The organism is Mesorhizobium sp. WSM4847 (assembly GCF_055811335.1).
In genome coordinates this window covers 110,615-131,504 of sequence record NZ_JBVVPY010000016.1, presented here as the reverse complement: position 1 = coordinate 131,504, position 20,890 = coordinate 110,615, and the positions used below count along the sequence as shown (strand labels likewise).

Genomic DNA, 20,890 nt, shown 5'->3' with positions numbered 1-20,890 from the left:
GCTATCGCTTTCAACTGTTAGGAAAATCGCGTCTGGCGGTTGGCGCTGCCGACAGCTTGTACGCGATTAGGTCCAAGCACCTCCGCCGCCTTCAGTTTTGCTAAATGGGATCGCCACCCGCTGCCATCACGCTGATCGCTGTCAAACCCCAAGATCAGGAGCCGCGGCTTGCAGTCGATTATTGGAGGTGATGAGGCCTCCGCGATGCTCAACACCAACGGATCGAGTAGCCCGTTGAAGCCATCTCCCCTCACATGTTGCCGCATGGCAGACAGCTTCACCAACGCCCTTGCTACGTTGACATATCCTGCTGCCAGCGACGCGGCATAGGCAGACAATGCCTGTTCGTAGGCCGCTATCTGGGTAAGCACAGCCGGTGGAGCGTCCCCGAGCGCTCGCAAATCCCCGTTAGAGAAGTCCTTCGCCTCATAGAACGTTATAACAGGACCTTCCGCTGAATTGCGGACCACCGCGGCATCCAGCCGATCCTGTCGCCTTGCCGCCGGAGGAGCTAGGATCTTCTCACCCTCCTCATCGTCCTTGTCGGCTTCTGTCGGGCGCACTAGCGCAATTTCGGCATCAATCACCTTCGGATCGTTGACCAGCATGGGATGCAGGCCAGTCTTTTCCCACCCTGCAAGCCTCTTCGCCGCCCCTATCATTGAATCGAGTGTTTTGGGTCCTTCATAGGTTCGCCAAAAAAGCTTATCTGTCGTAATCTCGAACCCGGACTCAGTGAGTGGGATATATTGCTGCTCTTGCCGAACAAGGTATTTAGCATGTGTGGATATTAAAATCGTTCTGCCGTTCCAATCGATCTTAAAGATCGAAGCGCCATGGTTGTAGACATTAATCGAATTGCGTCGGATCGCTATGACGACATCTGGTCTGAGCAATACGTCACGCCACCAGTTCCCTGAGAATGACTTAGAGAGATCGTCAAGGGCCATCAGAAATTCTTCAGCGAGATACCGATGGGCTGGCGTGATATCAGACATGAAACACCCTTCATACGACTGGCACTGTGCTTCTGGGCTGGTTCGCCACCTCAGTTCAGCGCCTTTCCCACGGCCTTCCAGTCTGCCTCGATGGCCGCCAGTCGCTCTGAATAGGTCGCGCTCGGCAGGCGACCATTGATCCCGAGTTGACCGGGGTGAGCCAGCGCAAAGACCGACAAATCACCGTGCCTAACCGGCTTACGCGCATTCATATGCATTCGCCAGTCACCGGAACTTCCTAGCCAGCCCATTACGCCCTCGAACGCAGGCTTACCAAGACAAGCTACAACTCTCAGGTTCGGCATTTTCTTGGTAACGAACGCAAATACCGGTGCCGACGCCTTGACCCCCTTGGTTGGCGAGACATTCCCCTCCTTGAGGAAGAATGAGGCGTTGCCGTAAAGCACCCCGCTGTCGAACGATTTTCTACCTGCGAGGTCAATGTTCCTTCCAATGCCTCCAAGATGACGGCAAATGTTTTCGTTGGTGATCATTCCGATGCCATAACGGCCATCCCCATCATTGTGACGCCAAGCGCCTTTCGAGCCATGCTTCTTCAGGACTGCTCGCACATCATTGGCAGGCGCAAAATCTTGCGCCAACAGCAATAGGTCCCCGTCCCAATCTCCGCATAGAGTTTCCGTGCCAAACAGGTTCGGGCCATCTATCCCGATCTGTAGCGGGTTGACGAAGTCCATCGGTGGCTTCAACCGACGAATGCTGTCGGGGATTGCAGGTGTCTTAAACATGAGGCCAACTCCCTTTTGCCCCACGTTTCTTTTGCGACCGTGGGGTACAATCTACTAAGAAAAACTGATTTGCTATGCAAGAAAATCCGCGTGTAAAAAGCCACAATTGGAAAAAGATACAAAAATCAACGGGATATAGGATGTAGGTATTGCTCCGGCAACCGATTTAATGAGACGGTTATCGGAAGATATTTACATCTAACGGATTAGCGAAACGCGGCAAAAAATTCGACGAGCGCGTGGTGAGTACTTCTGCAACGCTTCGATTCACGCTTTCACGACTATCCTTTGAACACACCTTCCGTGGTCGAGCGAAACAGGCCGCAGCAAAAAGGCGAAGCGTGGCCTTACGATCAAAGCCGCAGGCCGCTGCGCCATCCTCGATGAGGGAGCCTTAGGAGCTAACTGCCTGATTTTACCTGGATTCTTGACATAGGAATATTTTCCTGATAGTATGTTTGCGGCAAGCTGCGTCGCCCGACGGGCTGGGCCAGACCCTAACAGGAGCGTTGACATGCCTTTGACAGATCGACCCGACACGCCATGTCGGCAGCATTCAAATCACACCGTAAGGGGCCTTCTGGGCCCCTTCGCATTTCTGGAGGCTGCTCAATGAAGGTGGCTTCCGAAACCACTTCCTCGCTGATTGTTTTTGGCCGAGATGAAAGCCGCAAACCTCATGCCTCGATTTTTCTGTTGCCTGATGTTGAGGCGGCGGAAAGCGCAGCGAGGCTGATGGGGATGCATTCGCATCGCGTTGAGCCCGGCGAAGCACCCGAGATTGTCATGCGCCTTCCTGCTGGCAAGCTGTTCGATAGCGGCAAGGCTTTCGTGCCGTTCGTGAAGGCCGAAACTTATCAGCGTATCGCAGCCCTTGCGGGCGTCGCTGACGAGCGCGACAGCGGGTCAGGCGACGACAAGGCCGCCGACAGCCCCGAAAACGCATCAACGGGCTCGCCTGAGCCCGTGGCGGGCCATGGCGAGGGCAATGATGAGGGCGGTCAGGGTGGCAACGGCGGTTTGGCCGACCCGTGGGCCGGTTTGGCTGTGGGCAGCATCGTGCTGGCATCGGAAGGCCCAGACGAGGGTTTCTTCGAAGCCCGGATAATGAAGGTCAAAGCCAAGGGCATGTTCACTTTGAAGTTCCTGGACTACCCCGACAGCCCCCAACTCGACCGCAGTTACTATCAGCTCGGCCTGATCCACCCTCGCCAGTTGGCGACGAAGTAACCGGCGCTGCCACGGGCCGGGTTCGTCCTGGCCCGTCACCTTCTCGACAATCACCAATTCGAAGGAACCAATTCATGACCTGCTCGATAGAGGGCCGCGATCGGTCATCGGCGGCTGATCAAAAGACGCGCATTCGAACTCTCAACGACCAATTGCGCCAGACCGGCACTGGCGGGCGAGTGGTGTTGACCGCCGGTATTGCAGCACTGCCAGCAAAGGACATTGCCGACATTCTGATGGCCGTCGCCAACTTCGACGCTTTCGATGGAAACAACGATCCATGGGGCGAGCATGACTGCGCCCTCTTGCACGTCGACGACCGGCAGCTCTTCTTCAAGATTGACTACTACGACCGTGCGTTGACGAACCTGTCGCCCGACGCGACGGACCCTGCCGTTACGATCCGGATCATGACCGTCATGCTCGCGGAGGAATACTGATGATCTTAGCGGCGCAGGGCACAGGGGCACACCCTAAAGCTCGAGCTCTAACCTGCCTTCGACTTTCGACCGGACGACAGCGGCGCGGGCTGCCGTGCGCCCTTGGGAGGTTCGATCAAAAGTGCGGCGACAGGGACGGCAAGAACGCTCGCGAACGTCTCCAACGTATCAATGGTTACGTTCTCGGAGCCTCGCTCAACTCGACCGACATAAGAACGATCAATCTCTGCCGCCAGTGCCAGTCGCTCTTGCGACAACCCTTGCTCGACGCGGAGCTTGCGGAGATTCCAGCCAATGATCTTGCGCACGTTCATCGTGGGCAAGAAGGCAGTATAAACGGCTTGACAATCGACGGACTGGCAGTCCCCTATTTAGCTTGGGTATTGCTGAATGGTCCGGGTCAATTGACCGGATCCAGGCTTTCGGGGGCACGGAAATGAAAATCGCAGTTGGAATTATTGGCATTCTGCTTGGCTTGATCGTGCTGCTGCAGTCCTGTGCAGTAGCCACCGGCGGCAGCTTGGCATCGAACCAGGAGCTTGCGGGTGCCGGATCGGTCGGTGTGTTCGTCGGGCTACTCTTCTTCGTCGGGGGAGCGTTTGCCTTCGGACTGCCGTTGGTCTCGGCAATCATCTTCGTCATAGGCAGCTTGCTCGCTTTGATGGCGGCGAGTGCGTTTGGCGATATGAAGATTTGGGCGTTTGCCGACCTCATCCTCGCAGCCATGGCATTCTTCGCATGGCGAAGCGCTCGCAGACGCCAAACTGACATTTCCGGTTCGGGTGCAAAATGACGACTACTCGGACTTACGACGAGAGCAGGCAACCCTTTGGGCCGATCGAGGCAGTAGGAGGCAATCCGAAGACTGGAGTGATGAGGCCACTCATGAAGGCAATCGACGAGCTCTGGCGACGCCGCACCTCCTTCAAGCGACTTTTGACTGCCGTGCTATTCATAACAGCAGTACTGGGTTTGTCCCTGAGCGTCGGCCAAGCACTTGCCGACGAGTCCGCGTCAAGCTTTCGCGGCATTCAGCTTGGTATGACCGAAGTCCAGTTAGCGCAATCTTTGGACGGATCGTTCGTCCTCAAAAACGAGCTTCCTGCACCGAAGGCTTTCGGCAAGCGCACCGACGGTGGTCCTGATGTAATTCGAGCCCCGAGCGGTACGCTCTACATCGTGAGGGGTGAGCAGCAGTGCGGTGGAGTCATTTTCCGGGACAGACAAGCGGATCGTCTGGACCTCTATCAATGCTACTTCGACATTGCGGGTGGAATGTCCATACAAGATTTCGCACAGCAAGTGATCGATGCCTACGGCATCGAAGATGGCATGGCGGGCAGCTCGCAGACTCGAGGAGACGGCGCCTACCAGTTCGAGTACATCGAGTATGTGGGCGTTAAGCAGGCGACTTCTGAGCGCTTCACCGCGTCCTTCAACGGACTGAGCAACAGTCTCAAACTGACGATCGAACGAATTCCGAGGGCGAATTTCGACTAACGGCAAGGTCCGCAGCATCATCGACCAAATCAGCGGCCACTGGTAGCTTTGGCGGCATGAGCAAATCCGAAAAGATTCGCGAATTGGCTAAATCCGGCATGACCACGGCCGAGATCGCTCGCGCCCTCGGCATCCGTTATCAACATGCCTACGGTGTGCTTCAAGGTTCAAACCTTGGCCAGAAAGGTCGCGACGGGCGCCCCTCCAATACGATCACGGCCAAACCTGACAAAGAGCCGCTTCATGTGGGGATGCATGTCGTGGCGGCTTTGAGCATGGGAAGCCGGGCCGAGTCTCGGCTGACCCAAACGCGGTCGCTGGTCCGCCAAATTCCTTCACCCCAATTTAGGCTTGGACTGCGACCTGTACCGCTTGATGACGTCAACCAAGTTGTCGAAGCTTTCCTTAAGGACGGTATCAAACGCTTCCAGCGCATTTGCCTTGGCACTCACGCGCGTTAGAAGCATCCCCATAAGGTGACCAACAATAAACTGGCTGAAGACGTCTAAGTCAGCATTGAATGTAACCAGCTCCTCTTGAGTCACTGGATGCTCCGCTTTCGTGAATAGCTCCTTCTTGAAGCTTTGAATGCTGACTATCTTAGTTCTAAATACTTTTCTAGTATTCTTCCCTGTAAAGAAGCTATAGGAGTCGTGGACATAGCGGTTTCGAATCGGTCTCAGTTCACTATCAAGAAAATTCAAAGCCTTTTCTAGCTTGCCATACGACCTTCGATCGTCTGCGATGAAAGCAAGGGCCTTTATGAGTTCGCATTTCCTAGAAAGATCGAGGACGCTGGTTGCCACGTTTATGTGCTCCGACGGGGCCTTAATGTATTTTCCCAAAATCATGCCGAGGCTCGCGTCGATTTGCGACCAATTGACGCAAATCGCGCCAATCTGGAACGTAATCATTCTGGATTCGGCTGTCGGAAAAGCAAAATCGTCAATCATAAAAATGCGGTCTCCTAGTCATCGACCAAGACTTTACATTGTTATTCGCGTTTCGGTGGCTAGAAGTTAATGTCGGCTCGTGCGGGTGATAGACTGATTAGCGTAGTCTCCGATATGCAAGTTGAAAGCGTACGCCGCTGGCTACAACCTCTTTCACCCTTGCGGGGATGCTGGATGAGGAAAATCGGGCCTATTGCTGTAGGACGCGTGTCGAGCAACGGGCGAACCGTTCGCGTGAGCCTTGAACGACCCCTAAGCTACGCCACCCTTCGGGCAGCAACCCTGAACGGATGATCGATATCGAAGGCGTCTGGGCGGATACATCGCTCGACCTGTTTCCATGTCACAGGATGGGCAATTGGGAAGCCGGGCCGAGCTCGTGGGGAGAACGCTCCGACCGCCGTGTTGCCTCGTCCGTTGCGAAGGTAATCGATGAAGATACGGCCCTTTCGGGCGGAAGGTTCAGCGGACAGGAGATAACGATCCGGGTGAGTCTGAACGAGCCGCTGGGCGAACGACCGAGCGAGGGTCCGGGCATGATCATGTGTGATCTTCGTCTTAAGCGGGGCCATCAGGTGAATACCCTTGCCGCCCGTCACCTTCGGCCAGCTCTTTAGGCCTTCTGCTTCCATGATGTCGCGGAGCCCCAGCGCAGTCGCGATGATCTCCTCCCATTCGACACTCTCGCCCGGATCGAGGTCTAGAACAATGCGGTCGGCATGTTCGATGTCGTCAACGGTGGCATTCCAGGGGTGCAGCTCAACAGCATCCATCTCAACCAGCCCCAGCAACCCAGCGAGATCGTCAACCCACACCCGGACCCCTTCGCCACCCTCCCGCTTCTGCACCCTCAACTGATGGACGGCAGCAGGGATCTCCGGCAGCTTGCCCTTGTGATAGAAAGTCACCCCACGACTATGGCGAACAAGCTTGAGCGGTCGGTGGCCCAGATGGACGAGTGCTTGATTGGCGACGTTCTCCCAGTAACGCGCAAGTTCGTCTTTGGGAGGAGAGACGGCGTCCGGCAGCAGTTGCAGAATGTTCTCGCAAGGAATCCCATGTTCTCGGGCAGCATTTCGTCTCTTTGAAGGGGCGGGAGGCTTTGCCGGTATCGTTGCGAGGTCCTCGCGGATGCCCTTGAACACTGCCTCCCGCAAGATGCCGCGGTCCGTGACCCCACTGAACTGCACCTCGGCCAATACATCTGGTCTGACCCACGTCGCTTTTGGCTTCACAATAGGCTCTGAGAGAGGTGATTTGCTGATTATCAGCGGGTCAAGCCGCTCTCGAAGCAGTTGCGCAATCCTCAGGGTATAGCCGCTGCGAGCCTTCCCGGCATAGAGTAACCGGTCGCCCTCACTGCGCCCTACGTAGAGTGACGCAACGCGGCGCGGGCGAGCGCCGAGTTTCTCAACGAATGCCACGATAGGGAAAGTGTCGCTCTTGATGCATTTGACCTTGAGCCAACTGGTCTGAACGCCTGAGCGGTACATGGCATCGGTGCGCTTGGACACGATGCCCTCCAATCCCATCCGGCAGGCATGTTCAAATACCTCCATACCGCTTAGCTCCAGATGCTCGGCGTACGTTAGTGTCGGGGCTGAATCCCTCAGCAGCTTCTGTAACGCGGCCTTGCGTTTCAGTAGTGGCTGCTGCCTGAGATCTCGCCCGTTGAGGTGGAGCAGGTCAAACGCATAGAAGATGATCCTTGGCGAGTTTGGGTTGCCCAACTCCCGTTCCAAGGCTTGGAAGTCAGGCAGCCCAGTGCCGCCGAGAACGACGGCCTCTCCATCAATGATTGCCGCCTTAACCGACAGGCTCGCGGCTGCCTCCACTATTCCTCCGTATCGATGCGACCAGTCGTAGCCCCGGCGGGTGAAGGCCCTTGCTGCACCGCCCTCAATGATCAACTCGGTGCGATAGCCGTCGTACTTGATTTCGTGAAGCCATTGGCTGCCTCCGGGAGCCTTTTCGACCAGTGTGGGTGACTGAAATTCAATGAACGAGAGCCGACCCTTGCTAACCTTCAAACTCATTAGAAACTCCTGAACCATCCACCCAAACCTAGGTGCCAAGGAATAAGTTCCGGAATACGGCAGGCCAGAAGGGGGTTGCGGGGTCCGGGCCACCCTCCGATCCTTGGCGCCAACCGGGCGTGGCTGACGGAACTATTAGTTTAGAGGTCACTTATGTAGATATGTCGCTCCATTGGTTTTCACCCCCGGTCCCCGTCAAGACCGGCCGACCCGGCTCCACATACGAATGCAACAACGTCGAGGGTGCCGCCGAGCAGCTCCTGAAGTGGACCAAGCGCGGCCCTAAGTGGCACAACGCGGTGCAACTCTGCATGGATGCGATGATCGATCGGGCGAAGCCCGAAGTGGTTCGCAGGGCGTTCCTTGAGGCCGCCAAAGAGGAGGGAAAGCTACTGCCGCCGTAGCTCTTGGGTGGGAAGGAAACTCATTCCATATCAGGCACATCGCCGCTGACGAACAATGTCGTCGGCTCGCCGTATTCGCCTAACGCGGGATTGGCATCGCGCGACCACGCAATGACGCCAGCGTGTTTCCCCGCCAGACCCTTGGCGGTTCTTATCGCCCGGTCTTCAGTCTGCTGCTCGGCTGGCCCAAAGACCGGCTGAAGGTCGCCGCTCTCGTCGCGGTCAAAGGCAGTGACTACGATCAGCTTAGGGGTCTTTTGCTGCGGGAGAATGTTCTCTGACATGCTCATTGTCACTCGTTGAACCGACGCTCAGCCGCCAAGGAGGCGAGCTTACCCATTGGCAGGATTTGGCGTACGCAGTCGGTCGATTCCCGTGGACCAGTCGCAACGGCGCCGACTACAGGGACCATCGGCAGGTCGTGTTTTGGCGCTCTCTGTTCGCCCTTTAGGTCTGCGATCTCCTCGTCACGTCTCGCTATTCGGCTTTCCAGATTGGCGATACGCTCGGTAAGCAAGTAGCGCCCGACTAAGAAGCCGCCGCCTCCGAAAAGAACGGCAAACGTCGCAAAGACGGCTGGGTTCGCCAGCACCAGCGCCGAGTTGGCTTCTAGGAAAGCGATGAGGTCATGCATCGGGCAACATCGTCCTCGCGTGAGCGCCCACGGCTATCATTTTAGGACTGGCGGCGTGTCGTCGTAGCTGACGTGCACCAGCCCCGGATGGCGGTGCGCGAGAGCGACGATCTGGGTCTCAAGCTCACAGTTGTAAGCCATGAGCGCCTTCACTGTCTCAAGCGGGCTTTCGTAGCGAGCGATGAGTCTCTCGGCTTCGGAGTGCAGTTCCGCCTTCGCTTCTGGGTCCAGATCCATAATGCCCATTGGTGCCTCCTACTGTGTCGCCCGGCGCGGAACCGGCAAGGCGTCGAGTCGCTCCTGAAGGTGGCCATTGAGGACGATCATTTCCTTGAGCGCCTTCACCGCATCGCCCTTGTGCTGTGCAATGTACCTGTCCGCGATTTCCTGAAGGGCGGCTTCCTGGCGGCTGTCCAGCGTTACAATGTGGTCCATGTTGATGACTCCCAACGTTCCATGCGGCAGTGAACAAAAAGGGAACAAAAATGTCAAGGACGAATTGACTTGGCGAGGAACGCATTCCTATTTTCGACTATGCCGGAGCCGAGCCGAAGAACCCGCCGCGTTGTGCAGACCCTACACCGTGCGCATGAGATCGGCCAACTCATCCGTGTCCGGTGCATCAACTGCAACATCACCCGCCACTATCTGCCCGGGGACCTTGCTAAGCTGGCTGGGGACATTCCGTTCTGGGACGTGGACCGACACATGCGCTGTGAACGATGCAAACGTCGCGACCTCGAGGTGGATATCCTGCTTCCAAGCGCTTCGGAGGGCATGAAGATACGCGTCAGGCGACTAGTCGAAATCCGTATGGTGCGCCGCGTGATCTGGCGAGACGATTAACAGAAACCGGGGCATGGGCACTCTACCCCGGCCGACAGTGCCTCGCTCCTGTGAGGCATTGACTCCCAATGTCCTCGGCAACGCAGTTGGACAGAATTTGGAGGGGAGGAAATTTCTGATTGAACACGTGGCCAAGGCACCAAGCCGTCTTACGCTCTGGCAAGCTCACCCAGTACTTCTCAAGCCGCAATCTCCTTGCCGTCTCTTCTTTAACACAATCTTTTGAAGGGCAGTAACTCGCGCTTTTGAAAGCTGCCAGCTCTACGGTAGTCTGATCGGGAGCGCAAAACACGCGGCCCTCAAGGCAGGCCTTTTCCCAGCGCCGTGGCGACGAAGTGACTGACAGTTATGTGCGTCTGGAAGCGAACTTCTTTGATATAATCATTCTTCAATTTCCCCGCTTCGGCACCGTCAACAAGATACCAAAAGGGCAGCAGCGCGGCCCTTAGCTGTTTCTCTCCCACGAGGCATTTTTCTTTTTCGACCTGCTGTTCCGTCTTGACGAGCATCTTTGAAACCAAAGCAGTGCAGTAGCCCTCGGTATCCAAATCAGGGAAAGGTACCCCCTCCGCCGCGCTGGCGATTTGTGAGATCAGCAAAGCCGTCACAAGCAACAAGGTCCGCATCTGCTCACTCTCACATGTTCGAAGCCGTCTCTAGAACAGGGACCCTTGTGACGATCCCGGCGCTGGCACTTTGATCTGTGTCGCGGGTTTCTCAACGATGACGAGCGCATCGTCCGGAGCGGTGCGCTGTAGCCGCTTCGCCTCCGACCACGGCGCATTGAGCCACGTTTCCGTTTCCTCTTCCGTCGTCAGGATCACCGGCATGGCCTTCTCGTGGATCGGCGCAATGAGGACGTTGGGCTTGGTGGTCATGAAGCCATAGACTTCATGATCGCCGGGACCTTCCTTGACCTTGCGCACCCCGCGCCAGTGCGTCCACAGACCGGCAAAAAAGAAGAGCGGGCGGTCCTCGTTCAGGGCAAACCAGAAATTCCGCTGAATACCGCCGGTCTCGGGGTCCTTATCATTTGGGGTGGGGCTGGGCTCGGCGAAGCTGGTCACCGGAACCACACAGCGATGCTCGATCCCGACATATTGCCGCCAGTGGCCATACTGCGGATTGCGGACATTGGTTGTGCCGGAATCCGCATTGCCCTTAACCCGCTCCAGCGGCGTCGGCATTCCCCAGCGCAGATTAGCAAGCTCGCGCGCGCCGTCCGGTGCATTACGCACCACCGGACCAAACTGATTGGGATAGATGTCAATGGACGGCTCAAGATTGCCCAAGATGTCACGCAAGGCGCGGGTCCATTGGCGGATGGCCTCTTGCGATGTTGTGATGTTATAGAGGTTACACATGCGGAGCCTGACTATTTCCCTAGCCACCAGTTGAGACGCTTGCGCCACCGGACAAGGTGCGGATTTCATGCCTAAAGCCCGCAGAAGAGCGAACCGATCAGGTTCGTCAACTGCAACTACCATCGATCCGGTCGTCTAACCTTCGTGAACGCTGCCGATGCGTGACATAGATGCGGAATGACCAAGATGGGTGAGATGGGAAGCTGTCCTTAAAGGTTGCGGAGGTTCAGCCGGGGATAGGGGTGCGGAAGCCGTGGGTATCGCAAAGCTTTTTGGCCCTTCCATCGATTTGGGAGTCACTATCAATTTCTTCGACTTCGACAGCCCCATCTGTCTCATGCGCGAAGAAGAGAATGGACGTCGACACGCTGCCACCATCCGTAAGCCCACAAAGGTAGACAACCCCACCTTCTCCTATGCGAGCCATCGCGATCCACACTATTGGTTCCGTCGAGATGGCAAGGTGCTTCCGGATTGCAAGCTTCAATGGAGCTACATCGCTAAGCGTGATGTCGTGGGGAAAGGTTTTCTCGGTGGCATCTTGAGCTAATGCCGAACTAGTCCACGCTCCGACGACAAACCATGCAAGAAGAATCAAACCTCGCGTCATCCGAACTCCACCGGTGCAAGTTGCCTTTTGATTAGGATGATTGCGAAGGGAAGGTATTACAAGTCGGAAAGCGTCCGCAATGGGTCGCTTCCGACTGAGGCTTTCATGCGGCGGAATCTGATTCATGCTCCGCATGAGCCGATACGATCTGACTGACTTCGAATACGCGAGCGTTGGATCGATCGTTTGCTTTGACGTCCAAGCCAGCGGGCTCGGAAACGCAAGCACTAACCACCCTCTTCGAGAGTATGAACGGGCAGCCTAAGCCGTCGCTGTTCATCGTCAAAGGCCAACAGGCTTGTGGCCGAATCGTCGTGTGCGACGGCGTTGCCGCTCGCCTGCGGTTATACCAGTGCTACTTCGATATCGGCGATGGGATGTCGATTGACGATTTCGCTCGACAGATCGTCGAGGCCTACCAGCTTGAAGACGGCATGTCTGGTCACTGGGAGATGCGCGGCGATGGTGCGTATCAGTTCAAGTACACAGAGTACGTCGGCATCAGGCAGGCCACCTCGGAGCGGTTTACTGCCTCACTCCATCAGATGGACAACGACCTGACCCTGACAGTCGAACCAGTTTCCCGCGCTACCTTCAACCAATGAAATATCCAAGGGCTCACTGTGCTTGTTGTATCGGGCCGCGCCAGATGTCCTTCGCAACCTCGAATAGTGCCCCGGCTCGTTGTTCAAGGTCGTTTTCAGTCCAATTCTGACGCGCAGAGACCCACTTATTTAGCTCGAAATGGCTATCGGCCAAGAGAGTTCGCTTTACCGAAAATGGTGAGTTGGAGAGCTCGCTATTGTACGCAGTCAGCGTTAGGTTTGGCAGCAAATCCAACCAACGCTCGTGTATCGTTGCGTAGGAAGGGCCGAGCATCTCGTTCCATTCAGCTGTGAGGGTTTGAGGCATAATGTGTTCGATCGTCGCCGAATGGAACGCTGCTGGCTCTTTGTGCCCTGCGGCGTGTTCGATTGCCTCAAGTAAAAATTTGCAGCGATCGAGCGGCTGAGCATAGGCGCGATACCTCAGAAGCCCCTGCATAAATTCGTCGTCCTTTGGCCATCTGCGACCGCTAGACCCGCTCGCAAGCATGTTGCCCAGCCAATCCGCAATTCCAGACTCTGGAACGTCTTTGGCTGAGCTGATAAAAATCCTCTTCAACTGGTTAGTCGGCACAGCACAGACCTGCCTCCTAACGGCGAATGACTCTATAATCTGCAAACAATCAGAAATGTCCTTGGCGTCTGTCGCGCCTTCGCGGTATCTCTCCAGCATTTTCAAAATCAGAGTATTGGCAGTCGAGATATCCCACCTGCGCAACCTCTCAAGCCCCTTTGCAATGTCTTCATCGGGACACTGCGTCAATCCCACGATCTGAGCGTACAGCACTGAACTGCGTTCCATTCGTTGCAGTTCGGCAAAGACAGAGCTGTCCTCAACATTCAGCAAACGCCGCTTAAGAACTGAATAGATGGCGGACTTGGCAACCTCGTCACCCGACAACATCAGAAAATGTCTCATAAATTCCGTAAGGTGATCTCCGGAAAGTAAGCTTTGCATCGGAAGCCATGCTGTCTCGTACGCAGTTTGTTGATCATTCGAATGGAGGCGCAAAAGCAGGTAATTACGGATCAGATCAGCTTGGGTTAGAGGTGCTCCCTTAGCATTCAAACTCTCAAATATGAGATAGGGGTCGTCAACGTCACCGAGGTGTATCGCTACTACGGTCAAACGAGTTTGGACTGCATCGGATAGCCGTTCGAGGTCGATCGCAACGCCGTCCGAGTCCGTACTCGAGAGTTTCTGACGAAAGAACTCATAGGCCTGAGTGAATCGTGTTCCTAGCACTGGGCTTTGTTGCACAAGACCCTGAAATGCGGAACGATCGGGCTGCGTTGGTAAAAGCTTAAAGTAGTCCAATCCATCATCGTCTTCATTAACGAGAAGCCGGGTTAACTTTCGGTATTTCGGCGTGTGTCGATCGAAAAACGATCGAATGGAAGTGATAAGTATCGCTACCGTAGTTAGACGCTGCTGACCATCAATCACTAGATACTTAGACACGCCGACCGGCACGGACTTAGCAGGAGCCGTCACCACCGCTCCAGTGAAATGCGATGCTAAAGTATCTTCTTCGGATCGCTCGTATTGCTCTAAGAGGTCGTCCCATAGAGACTGCCATTCCCGCGAGCCCCATTCATATGGCCGTTGGAAAAGCGGAACCAGCAACTGCTTAGTTCCATTGAAGAATTCTGATATTTGGCATGGTCTGGCTTCCATATTTCCCCACCCCTGAATCATTATTTCTGAGCCCAAGACGTCGTACACCGAGCGCTGAGCGTTCCGCCACTGCTTTTGCTTCGTGATCCCGAGAAAATATCGTCGGGCTTATGTCCAAAAGAACGCTGTGCCTATTGTCGGGCTCCCGGACCTGATCGCCAGTGTTAATTATGCACTTTTAGGGATCGGCCAGACTCCAAAACCAGCTGAGCCTGAGCTCATTCCCGCAGTTAATCCAAAGAAGTCTGTGTTCCCCGACTACATCGTCTGCTTGGAAGACGGAAAAAATTCAAATCTCTTAAGCGACACCTCAATGTCCACTATGGTCTGACTCCCGAGGAGTACCGGTCAAAATGGGGCTTGGCGCGGGACTACCCGATGGTCGCGCCGAATTACGCGGCGCAGCGATCTGCTCTTGCAGTCCGCAGGCCTCGGCCGCAAGATGGTTACGAAGCCCGCGGCCAAGAAGGCCCCGGCAAAGCGCAAGGCGAAGACTTAACTCTTCCCCAACCAAAGAGCCCAAAACGTAGTGAGACCTCGATACTAATGGGTAAATGAACAAAGGGCACAGGGGCACAGCCGTCGACAGGCTCCTCAGCTCCTCTTCGACTTTCGACCGGACGACAGCGGGGTAGGCTCGACCTTCCCCTTCGAAGGATCGATCAAGAGTGTTGCGACGGGCCTCCCTAACTGTCCTACTCGGGAGGCTATTTTGGACCCTGTTGAAACCGCCGCTTCAGGGCTTCCAATTGCTCTTCGCTCGGACTGGAATTTTTAGACTCGGTAAATCTGCCTACAAGCTTGCCAAACTCCTCATCAACAAATTCGCTCATCCCTATGTATACGCCCCTCTCGTATCGCATAGTTCGGTTAGGGTCCCCCTTGAAAGACAACCAGTTGAAACTAGTCGTAATTACGAAATCAGAATCCTTTATTAGGATCTTTTCGTGTGTATTCCCAAGATCTACGAAGTAGAAATTGGCATAAGCTTTATCCATTTCGCTGAGCTCGGAAACCACTTTCGCATCGTTGTCTTTGGCGCGGTCGCCTTTTCCGATGCCCCAGCCGATATACACTTTGCACGACGATTCTAGCAGGTTGCGAAGTGTTCGAAGCCGCTCTCGGTCTGACCACGTATCCACGGGGAAATGATCAGGAGCCTCGATTTGCTCTCTTTAAGAGCAATATCAAGGAATGGCGGATGCTCGAAGACCTCGATATGCCTAATCTGCAACCGCTTTAGTTTCTCGAACGCCTCCGAAATGGCATCCTCTGATTGAATTGGTGAAGGGGGATCCGCGTCGCGGAAATCGGGCTCGTCCGCAGGAGGGGTGTCAAGTGCGCCTAGTTGCGCAGCCTCATAAATCTCAGTTGCCTCGGCAGTCGCGTTCTCCAGCAGTAGTTTTTGAGCACCGCTAAGCCGCGTTACAATTCCTAATTCAGGAGGCAAGAGGGCTATTGCGTCACCGATCCCAAGCTTGCGGAGGCCACCTTGCCTTACGAGCGCATCCTTGTGTGGTTCAGACGGTAGGCCATCGACTATCACAGCGAAGTCGGAGTCGTTATCAGACACTGAACGATATAGAAGTATCTGAGAAATCTGAAAAAGCCGATTTGATCCTTCAATTGACTTAACGGAGAGCAACTGCCGCTTCGATCTGCCACGCTGCTCGCTCAACTGAGACGATATTTTCCTCGCGTCCTGTATTGAGATTTCGGCAAGTGAGGGTCGCCTAGGAGGCTTCGCAGCGATCTCCAAGATTCCTGCCGCTGTCAGCTGCCGGTACTGCCACAATGCATCGGACGTCGGAGGCAACAGTCTCCGAGTGAGACCGTCGAAATGAATGACGATCTCTGAAACCGTTGGAATGATCGTAAGTGACTTCTTTATACACTCTAAGCCCTTCGTCGTGAGCGCTACCTCTCGTGATCTCGTCGAGGAGATTTTTATAGTGATAAGATCGACCGCGTCCAAATCCGCCAATACGTCCGCGACATGACTTCGTTCTATACCCAAGAAAGTCGCGACGTCATCATCTCTATTGAATCCGGCGTCCAGACTCCGCAAAACAAACTCATGAAGCGCGGGGAGAGGTTTCTCCTCCAGAAAAGATGCTAACAGAGACAAGCGATAAACAGGAAGGCCAACCTCTGCAAAATCAACTAGCTTGTAGCCGGGTCTTTCGAACGCGAATCTTTTGGCTATGGCCTCCAGCGTCATGGTGTTGCCTCAACAACGATACAGTCTGCCGGGTTCAATTCGATATGCTCGACTACCCGTTTGAACGGGTTGGGTTCCTTGGCGTGTTTCAAGAAATCTTTGTCGCCAACCACAATCAAAGCCACGCGGCCCCGAGAGAGGGCAACGTTCAAGCGCTCCGATTCTTTTAGAAATCCCAGAAAATTTGTGGGATTTGACCGGACGACGGAAACGATCGCAACATCGGCCTCTTTTCCTTGGTACGCATCTACGGTGTTGATCTCTATCTTCAGGTTAGAGAGTCGCGATTGCTCAGGAACTATTCTCCTAGTTAGATGGCCAATCTGACTCGAAAACGGGGTCAGGACACAAACTGTATAGTTCTTGTCAAACCTTTCCGCGTGAGCATTCAGTTTCTTCAACACCTCGCGTACTTGGTCTGCCTCCGCGGCGTTTCGGCTGCTAGGTCCAACACGTTCCTCATGATGGTGCTTAAGCTTACTCGTTGAAATCCACACAACCGGGCGCCCATACAGCTGCGAAATCGACTCATCTGTGTAACTTGAGCGAGACTCAATCTTTCCGGCATAAAAGCATTTACTAATTAAATCGCCAATTTGCCTTATCATTCGGCGTTGACTGGTCAATTCAACTTTTACGCCAGCAGCGGCCGAACCGATAAGATGCGAGAAGAGAGTTATTTTTACATCTTCTGGCGTAAGTTCAAACCGATTCAGAAGAGTGTCGTCTCTGAGGGCTTCGTCCTGAAAGGGAGGGAGCTGCTTCAGGTCGCCAACGAGAATCCATCTTCTAGCCCGAGAGAGCGGGACGAGCGCCTCGGTAGCGCTCGCCTTTGACGCCTCGTCGAGTATGCATAAATCATAGGTTACGTCCCGAGCTCCGGGAAATCCAACAACCCCGATGCAAGTGCCCGCGACCAAATTAGTGGAGGACATAAGGGCCGCATGAAAATCTGCTCCTATTCCAAACCGGAGCTTCCATTCGGCACTCAGTTTCAGAAGTTCCCGAAATTGCGCTGTGTCGTCGGCCTCGCTCTTGTACAGTGATAGGAAGCCCATCAAGCTCTCGGCGCCCTCGTCCGCCAACGCGCTTTCAAACTCGCCGAACGATGCTAACTCGCTTCTAACGCCGTCTAAGAGCCTGCGTGAGGACTGACGTTCGTCGCGTACAATGGTAAGGTCTTGTCGAACTCGCTTAGCGTCGTCCCCGCTATCCAAGTCTACTGGAATGTCGGAGCCCGCTTCCGGCACGAGCGCCAGCTTGTCACCGGTGGAGGCTATTTGCGCTTTGAGGTAGGTTTCCTCTTCCTCAAGGTCTTCAAGCGTTCGCCGCAATTGAAGCGCTTGCTCAATTAACATGCCTATCTCAATATTTCTCTTATCAATGCCACGCTTCGCACCCCAATCTTCGAGAAACTTATCGCTGTTGGACCGAACCTCTTCCTTCCATCGCTCCATCCTTATCGGGAGGAGATGCCGCTGACCTTCATCGCTAATACGTCTATCGTTTTCGCGACCAAGTCGCGTGATCGAGAGCTTTAAGCCTGCTGTGGCTTGGACCTCCTGAATTCGCTCGATCGCGTTATCTAGGGCGACATGGGTCTGAGAGGTTAGCAGAATCCGTATTTCGGGGTTTTTTCGAAGTTCCTGAAGTACGATTTCAGAAATAACCCGCGTTTTACCTGTGCCGGGAGGGCCATCGATCAGCAAGAAGTCACTCGTACCTAGTGCTCTCGATGTCGCGATCTTTTTGTCGTCGTCCAATTCCTGAAAAAAGAACGGGATGCTCTCCTCCAATGGGGAGGCTATTTGGGCGGGATGCGTTACTAGGTTGCCTAGGTCGGATCGAAGGCTATCCTTTGAGCCGGACCTGACCGCCTCCAATGCATTGCGTTGACGATCGAGTGAGTATTTATTGGTGTTCGCGTCAACAACAAGGTTCCCATTCCTTGGAATTTTTCCTTCGGCGGGCTCGCCGTTAACACATATTAGTGTCAGCTCCCCGTTGGCTACATCAACATCAGCCACCTCACCGGTAAGGAGCCCGCCATCAGACGTTCGGACAACTCGTTGCTGGCCTTGCAGGTCCTTCGATAGTGACGCGTCGCACTTGAAATAGATCCGGCTTCCATCGATATCTAACCCTTTGTATGGAATGGGATCCTGTTGCTGGAGGTCATATTCATACTTTATCTCCAGCATATGCTTCCAATTGTCGAACAGACGCTCCGCGCCTTGAAGTTCATCTGCAGCTTCTCGTTCAGCCGCAAACGCAGATACTGCCAAGTCAAGGTCAGAAAGAGCATTGCGGGCTAGGCCGCGATTAAGGGGTAAGCCAAATCTGAAGCGAACCGGTGATGGGCATTCCCTATCGCGTAGCCGTTCTAATAGGTAAGGCGATTGCTGCTTAATGTTCAAAATCACGAGGCGATCGTGCGTCGAGGAATCCACCTTAACATGGTAGCTGAATTCGGCTCCAAATAGCTGGTACTGGTCTTCGATTTCGTTGCCCGCTTTTGTCGCCGTCTCGTACGTACGGATCCCACAGGCAGAATTGAGATCCTCGGCAATCATTTGCTCGGCAGCTTGCTGCATCGAGACCGAGAGGATTGTCATTGCCTGACTAATGGTACGACCAGTCAATTGTAAGTAGCAGTCGGCGCGCTGCGGGGTTAGAGACAGGCGCGACCTCTCCACCGCTTCAAGATCAGCCATCAATTCGTCTGCGTTGTGATACCGTTCGTCCGGATCCTCGGCCAAGCCTCGCGCTAGGATTTCTCTCACAGCCTCCTTCAAGACTGCGCCCTTTAACGCTCGGAGTACGTCACTTCGATCCGAAAGCGCGGTGTCTATAACCGATGCAACGGCGGTGACGCAGTATGAATAAGTATCTCGCGCATAGGAGTTTGTGCTGTCGTCGGCTTCCGGCGGAGAGTACGGTTGAGAGGAGAAATCTCGTAAAGTTATTCCATATGCTATGTATCTTTTCAATTTCGAAGTACCAAAATCTACCAGTTTTGGCACGTCAGTTTCAGTTAACATTATATTATCTGGCTTTATGTCCCTGTGAACATAGGATCTGTTGTGAGCAAAGGAAAGGGCGTCAAGTATCGGTCTGCCAACGAGTTTGTAGAAGGATGGCCAGTTGAGCGGACCAACTTTCTTGAGGTAATCAGAGTACGGTGTGTCCAACCACTCTAAAACAGAAAAGAATGACTTTCGCTCACGTATAAATCCTTCATCAAATATATTAACGATGTGAGAATGTTTTAATTCACGAAGTGCGACGCGCTCTCTCCTAAATGACTCATTCAGAATTTCGTCCTCAATTGGAAGACTGGCATAAATCTTGACCGCCACATGCTTACCGTTCTCCTTCGTGTCGAGCGCGCGATACAGCTTCGACATTCCTCCAAGTCTCGGCTCACCAACCAGAACATATCGATCTGCAATTATCTCCAACGAAGATTCCCCCATCCGTCGGCTTAAGAAAAATCATGCACCATTCGCCCAGATTATTGGAGAAATGCAATGGCTGACAGGCACCCTGCGGCGCATCTGCGCTGATCCTCGATGACATCGTGCACTACGATCCGGCACTCAGAATGGCCCGGACCGCTTTCGCTCGTTCTTGCATTTTAATGGTCCCTAACGTAACGTTTTCGGATCTCTGGACGCGGTTTCGTAGAGTGGACTCGCCGACAGGGTGAGGGCGTGGTGATATCGTGACGATCATCCCTGAGGGCACTAAAGATATCCTTTGGCCATCCTCTCCGTTCGACCATCAGGGACTGTCTCGTCCTGCTGCTGGGCAGATCTGATGTCCCGACATTTCGCGAACGAGGCCGATTTCCATCAGCGCATTATCGATAATCCCGACGCATCCCCTGCTCTGTTTCGGGGTGCACCGGCGGCCCGTACTTTGTTTTGGGCTCATGAGCTTACCCTTCATGATGCCGGTCGCGGCGGCGGCAGTTCGATCAGAGCTGCGGTAAGCTAGGCAATCTTGGCGGATCGTCTGAGGATCCGGTAAACCTGCATTCGCGAGCACCCTATGAAGCTCGCAATTTCGGAGACGCCCACTTTGGCGCGGTCGAGTTCTAGAACGCGCTGGTGATCAATACGAGCTTTCCCACCCCTATAGACGCCATTGCCCTTCGCCTTTTCGATCCCTTCACGCTGCCGCTCTTTGATAAACCGCCGTTCCATCTGTGCAACCATGCCCAAGACCGTCAGAACGATGTGGCCCATGTCGCCACGGGTCGAGACATGCGGGTCCAACACCGTCACGAATGCTCCTCGTTGCTCGCACTCGTGAATTAGGTTGAGAACGTCCCGCGTGTCGCGCCCAAGACGGTCGAGGCGGGTGACCACTAGCTCATCGCCGGGTCGGAGAAAGTCGATGATTGTGGCAAGTTGGGCCCGACCGTCGCGGCTTGCCCCAGAGACCTTCTCGGAGCGAATGATGCCGCAGCCTTCGGCCTTCAGCTTGGCGATTTGCGTTTCGAGGTCTTGATCAATAGTGCTGACGCGGGCGTAGCCTATCCGGCTCATGTATTGTCACCTCAAGGTTTAGGCCCGAGGCTAGCTTGTCACAAATAGTCGATGTCAACTCCGATGTTA

Annotated in this window: 23 protein-coding genes and 1 pseudogene; 7 read left to right on the top strand and 17 right to left on the bottom strand. The window is 54.6% G+C overall.

The features are described from left to right. Positions 1 to 17 precede the first annotated feature (17 nt). On the bottom strand, positions 18 to 998 hold the full coding sequence (locus tag AC0L28_RS22765) for a hypothetical protein (protein ID WP_473480309.1): 981 nt from the start codon (positions 996 to 998) through the stop codon (positions 18 to 20). Between the two features lie 50 nt (positions 999 to 1,048). Beyond that, positions 1,049 to 1,747, bottom strand: a complete 699-nt coding sequence (locus tag AC0L28_RS22760; RefSeq protein WP_473480307.1) for a hypothetical protein — start codon at positions 1,745 to 1,747, stop codon at positions 1,049 to 1,051. Positions 1,748 to 2,359: 612 nt separating this feature from the next. Here AC0L28_RS22760 and AC0L28_RS22755 point away from each other — a divergent pair. Then, positions 2,360 to 2,977: a hypothetical protein gene (locus tag AC0L28_RS22755; RefSeq protein WP_473480305.1), complete on the top strand. Its 618-nt coding sequence runs from the start codon at positions 2,360 to 2,362 to the stop codon at positions 2,975 to 2,977. 185 nt (positions 2,978 to 3,162) lie between these two features. Further along, on the top strand, positions 3,163 to 3,417 hold the full coding sequence (locus AC0L28_RS22750) for a DUF3768 domain-containing protein (RefSeq protein WP_473480303.1): 255 nt from the start codon (positions 3,163 to 3,165) through the stop codon (positions 3,415 to 3,417). Between the two features lie 47 nt (positions 3,418 to 3,464). On the opposite strand, the gene AC0L28_RS22745 is transcribed toward AC0L28_RS22750, so the two are convergent. Continuing rightward, on the bottom strand, positions 3,465 to 3,731 hold the full coding sequence (locus AC0L28_RS22745; RefSeq protein ID WP_473480301.1) for a helix-turn-helix domain-containing protein: 267 nt from the start codon (positions 3,729 to 3,731) through the stop codon (positions 3,465 to 3,467). Positions 3,732 to 3,853: 122 nt separating this feature from the next. Between AC0L28_RS22745 and AC0L28_RS22740 the strand changes: the two genes are divergently transcribed. Next, positions 3,854 to 4,210 (top strand): hypothetical protein, encoded by a 357-nt coding sequence (locus AC0L28_RS22740; protein ID WP_473480299.1) that lies wholly within the window; start codon positions 3,854 to 3,856, stop codon positions 4,208 to 4,210. Between the two features lie 92 nt (positions 4,211 to 4,302). Beyond that, positions 4,303 to 4,917, top strand: a complete 615-nt coding sequence (locus AC0L28_RS22735) for a hypothetical protein (protein ID WP_473480297.1) — start codon at positions 4,303 to 4,305, stop codon at positions 4,915 to 4,917. A 335-nt stretch (positions 4,918 to 5,252) separates the two neighbouring features. Here AC0L28_RS22735 and AC0L28_RS22730 read toward each other — a convergent pair whose 3' ends face one another. Together AC0L28_RS22730 and ligD are read right to left on the bottom strand one after the other, a co-directional pair. Beyond that, a complete protein-coding gene (locus AC0L28_RS22730) occupies positions 5,253 to 5,870 on the bottom strand; it encodes a hypothetical protein (RefSeq protein WP_473480295.1) in 618 nt (205 codons plus the stop codon). A 257-nt stretch (positions 5,871 to 6,127) separates the two neighbouring features. Continuing rightward, positions 6,128 to 7,906, bottom strand: coding sequence for a DNA ligase D (gene ligD / locus AC0L28_RS22725; protein ID WP_473480293.1), 1,779 nt, complete (start codon positions 7,904 to 7,906; stop codon positions 6,128 to 6,130). A gap of 161 nt (positions 7,907 to 8,067) precedes the next feature. Between ligD and AC0L28_RS22720 the strand changes: the two genes are divergently transcribed. After that, the gene (locus AC0L28_RS22720; RefSeq protein ID WP_473480355.1) at positions 8,068 to 8,310 is read left to right on the top strand and encodes a DUF982 domain-containing protein; all 243 of its coding nucleotides are present in this window, start codon (positions 8,068 to 8,070) and stop codon (positions 8,308 to 8,310) included. Between the two features lie 20 nt (positions 8,311 to 8,330). Here AC0L28_RS22720 and AC0L28_RS22715 read toward each other — a convergent pair whose 3' ends face one another. From AC0L28_RS22715 to AC0L28_RS22685, 7 genes are all read right to left on the bottom strand, one after another. After that, a complete protein-coding gene (locus AC0L28_RS22715) occupies positions 8,331 to 8,594 on the bottom strand; it encodes a hypothetical protein (RefSeq protein WP_473480353.1) in 264 nt (87 codons plus the stop codon). An 8-nt stretch (positions 8,595 to 8,602) separates the two neighbouring features. Continuing rightward, complete coding sequence (locus AC0L28_RS22710; RefSeq protein ID WP_473480291.1) at positions 8,603 to 8,944, bottom strand: hypothetical protein; 342 nt, start codon at positions 8,942 to 8,944, stop codon at positions 8,603 to 8,605. Between the two features lie 36 nt (positions 8,945 to 8,980). Then, on the bottom strand, positions 8,981 to 9,190 hold the full coding sequence (locus tag AC0L28_RS22705) for a hypothetical protein (protein ID WP_473480289.1): 210 nt from the start codon (positions 9,188 to 9,190) through the stop codon (positions 8,981 to 8,983). A 9-nt stretch (positions 9,191 to 9,199) separates the two neighbouring features. Next, a complete protein-coding gene (locus tag AC0L28_RS22700; protein ID WP_473480287.1) occupies positions 9,200 to 9,379 on the bottom strand; it encodes a hypothetical protein in 180 nt (59 codons plus the stop codon). 710 nt (positions 9,380 to 10,089) lie between these two features. Next, entirely contained in the window at positions 10,090 to 10,407 is a 318-nt protein-coding gene (locus tag AC0L28_RS22695) for a hypothetical protein (protein ID WP_473480285.1), read from the bottom strand. A gap of 39 nt (positions 10,408 to 10,446) precedes the next feature. After that, the gene (locus tag AC0L28_RS22690; protein ID WP_473480283.1) at positions 10,447 to 11,154 is read right to left on the bottom strand and encodes an SOS response-associated peptidase; all 708 of its coding nucleotides are present in this window, start codon (positions 11,152 to 11,154) and stop codon (positions 10,447 to 10,449) included. Between the two features lie 226 nt (positions 11,155 to 11,380). Continuing rightward, on the bottom strand, positions 11,381 to 11,764 hold the full coding sequence (locus AC0L28_RS22685; RefSeq protein ID WP_473480281.1) for a hypothetical protein: 384 nt from the start codon (positions 11,762 to 11,764) through the stop codon (positions 11,381 to 11,383). A 191-nt stretch (positions 11,765 to 11,955) separates the two neighbouring features. On the opposite strand from AC0L28_RS22685, the gene AC0L28_RS22680 reads away from it, so the two are divergent. Beyond that, the gene (locus AC0L28_RS22680; protein WP_473480280.1) at positions 11,956 to 12,369 is read left to right on the top strand and encodes a hypothetical protein; all 414 of its coding nucleotides are present in this window, start codon (positions 11,956 to 11,958) and stop codon (positions 12,367 to 12,369) included. 13 nt (positions 12,370 to 12,382) lie between these two features. Here the strand turns inward: AC0L28_RS22680 and AC0L28_RS22675 are convergent, their stop codons facing one another. After that, entirely contained in the window at positions 12,383 to 14,047 is a 1,665-nt protein-coding gene (locus AC0L28_RS22675; RefSeq protein WP_473480278.1) for a DUF262 domain-containing protein, read from the bottom strand. Between the two features lie 82 nt (positions 14,048 to 14,129). Between AC0L28_RS22675 and AC0L28_RS22670 the strand changes: the two are divergent. Further along, a pseudogene (locus tag AC0L28_RS22670) lies at positions 14,130 to 14,546 on the top strand (Ros/MucR family transcriptional regulator). 208 nt (positions 14,547 to 14,754) lie between these two features. Here the strand turns inward: AC0L28_RS22670 and AC0L28_RS22665 are convergent. The 4 genes from AC0L28_RS22665 to AC0L28_RS22650 form a co-directional block, all read right to left on the bottom strand. Then, entirely contained in the window at positions 14,755 to 15,123 is a 369-nt protein-coding gene (locus AC0L28_RS22665) for a phospholipase D-like domain-containing protein (RefSeq protein WP_473480276.1), read from the bottom strand. A gap of 14 nt (positions 15,124 to 15,137) precedes the next feature. Continuing rightward, on the bottom strand, positions 15,138 to 16,268 hold the full coding sequence (locus AC0L28_RS22660; protein ID WP_473480274.1) for a hypothetical protein: 1,131 nt from the start codon (positions 16,266 to 16,268) through the stop codon (positions 15,138 to 15,140). Further along, positions 16,265 to 19,729 (bottom strand): AAA domain-containing protein, encoded by a 3,465-nt coding sequence (locus AC0L28_RS22655; protein WP_473480272.1) that lies wholly within the window; start codon positions 19,727 to 19,729, stop codon positions 16,265 to 16,267. Before AC0L28_RS22655 ends, AC0L28_RS22660 begins: the two co-directional genes overlap by 4 nt. A gap of 534 nt (positions 19,730 to 20,263) precedes the next feature. Continuing rightward, complete coding sequence (locus AC0L28_RS22650; protein WP_473480270.1) at positions 20,264 to 20,821, bottom strand: recombinase family protein; 558 nt, start codon at positions 20,819 to 20,821, stop codon at positions 20,264 to 20,266. Positions 20,822 to 20,890 lie beyond the last annotated feature (69 nt).

Excerpts from the sequence above, each read along its gene's own strand:
- AC0L28_RS22755 (WP_473480305.1), top strand. The coding sequence starts at position 2,360 with ATGAAGGTGGCTTCCGAAACCACTTCCTCGCTGATTGTTTTTGGCCGA.
- AC0L28_RS22715 (WP_473480353.1), bottom strand. The coding sequence starts at position 8,594 with ATGTCAGAGAACATTCTCCCGCAGCAAAAGACCCCTAAGCTGATCGTA.
- AC0L28_RS22735 (WP_473480297.1), top strand. The coding sequence starts at position 4,303 with ATGAAGGCAATCGACGAGCTCTGGCGACGCCGCACCTCCTTCAAGCGA.
- AC0L28_RS22675 (WP_473480278.1), bottom strand. The coding sequence starts at position 14,047 with ATGGAAGCCAGACCATGCCAAATATCAGAATTCTTCAATGGAACTAAG.
- AC0L28_RS22685 (WP_473480281.1), bottom strand. The coding sequence starts at position 11,764 with ATGACGCGAGGTTTGATTCTTCTTGCATGGTTTGTCGTCGGAGCGTGG.
- ligD (WP_473480293.1), bottom strand. The coding sequence starts at position 7,906 with ATGAGTTTGAAGGTTAGCAAGGGTCGGCTCTCGTTCATTGAATTTCAG.
- AC0L28_RS22700 (WP_473480287.1), bottom strand. The coding sequence starts at position 9,379 with ATGGACCACATTGTAACGCTGGACAGCCGCCAGGAAGCCGCCCTTCAG.
- AC0L28_RS22760 (WP_473480307.1), bottom strand. The coding sequence starts at position 1,747 with ATGTTTAAGACACCTGCAATCCCCGACAGCATTCGTCGGTTGAAGCCA.
- AC0L28_RS22710 (WP_473480291.1), bottom strand. The coding sequence starts at position 8,944 with ATGCATGACCTCATCGCTTTCCTAGAAGCCAACTCGGCGCTGGTGCTG.
- AC0L28_RS22660 (WP_473480274.1), bottom strand. The coding sequence starts at position 16,268 with ATGACGCTGGAGGCCATAGCCAAAAGATTCGCGTTCGAAAGACCCGGC.
- AC0L28_RS22690 (WP_473480283.1), bottom strand. The coding sequence starts at position 11,154 with ATGTGTAACCTCTATAACATCACAACATCGCAAGAGGCCATCCGCCAA.
- AC0L28_RS22650 (WP_473480270.1), bottom strand. The coding sequence starts at position 20,821 with ATGAGCCGGATAGGCTACGCCCGCGTCAGCACTATTGATCAAGACCTC.
- AC0L28_RS22740 (WP_473480299.1), top strand. The coding sequence starts at position 3,854 with ATGAAAATCGCAGTTGGAATTATTGGCATTCTGCTTGGCTTGATCGTG.
- AC0L28_RS22705 (WP_473480289.1), bottom strand. The coding sequence starts at position 9,190 with ATGGGCATTATGGATCTGGACCCAGAAGCGAAGGCGGAACTGCACTCC.
- AC0L28_RS22745 (WP_473480301.1), bottom strand. The coding sequence starts at position 3,731 with ATGAACGTGCGCAAGATCATTGGCTGGAATCTCCGCAAGCTCCGCGTC.
- AC0L28_RS22720 (WP_473480355.1), top strand. The coding sequence starts at position 8,068 with ATGTCGCTCCATTGGTTTTCACCCCCGGTCCCCGTCAAGACCGGCCGA.
- AC0L28_RS22765 (WP_473480309.1), bottom strand. The coding sequence starts at position 998 with ATGTCTGATATCACGCCAGCCCATCGGTATCTCGCTGAAGAATTTCTG.
- AC0L28_RS22730 (WP_473480295.1), bottom strand. The coding sequence starts at position 5,870 with ATGATTGACGATTTTGCTTTTCCGACAGCCGAATCCAGAATGATTACG.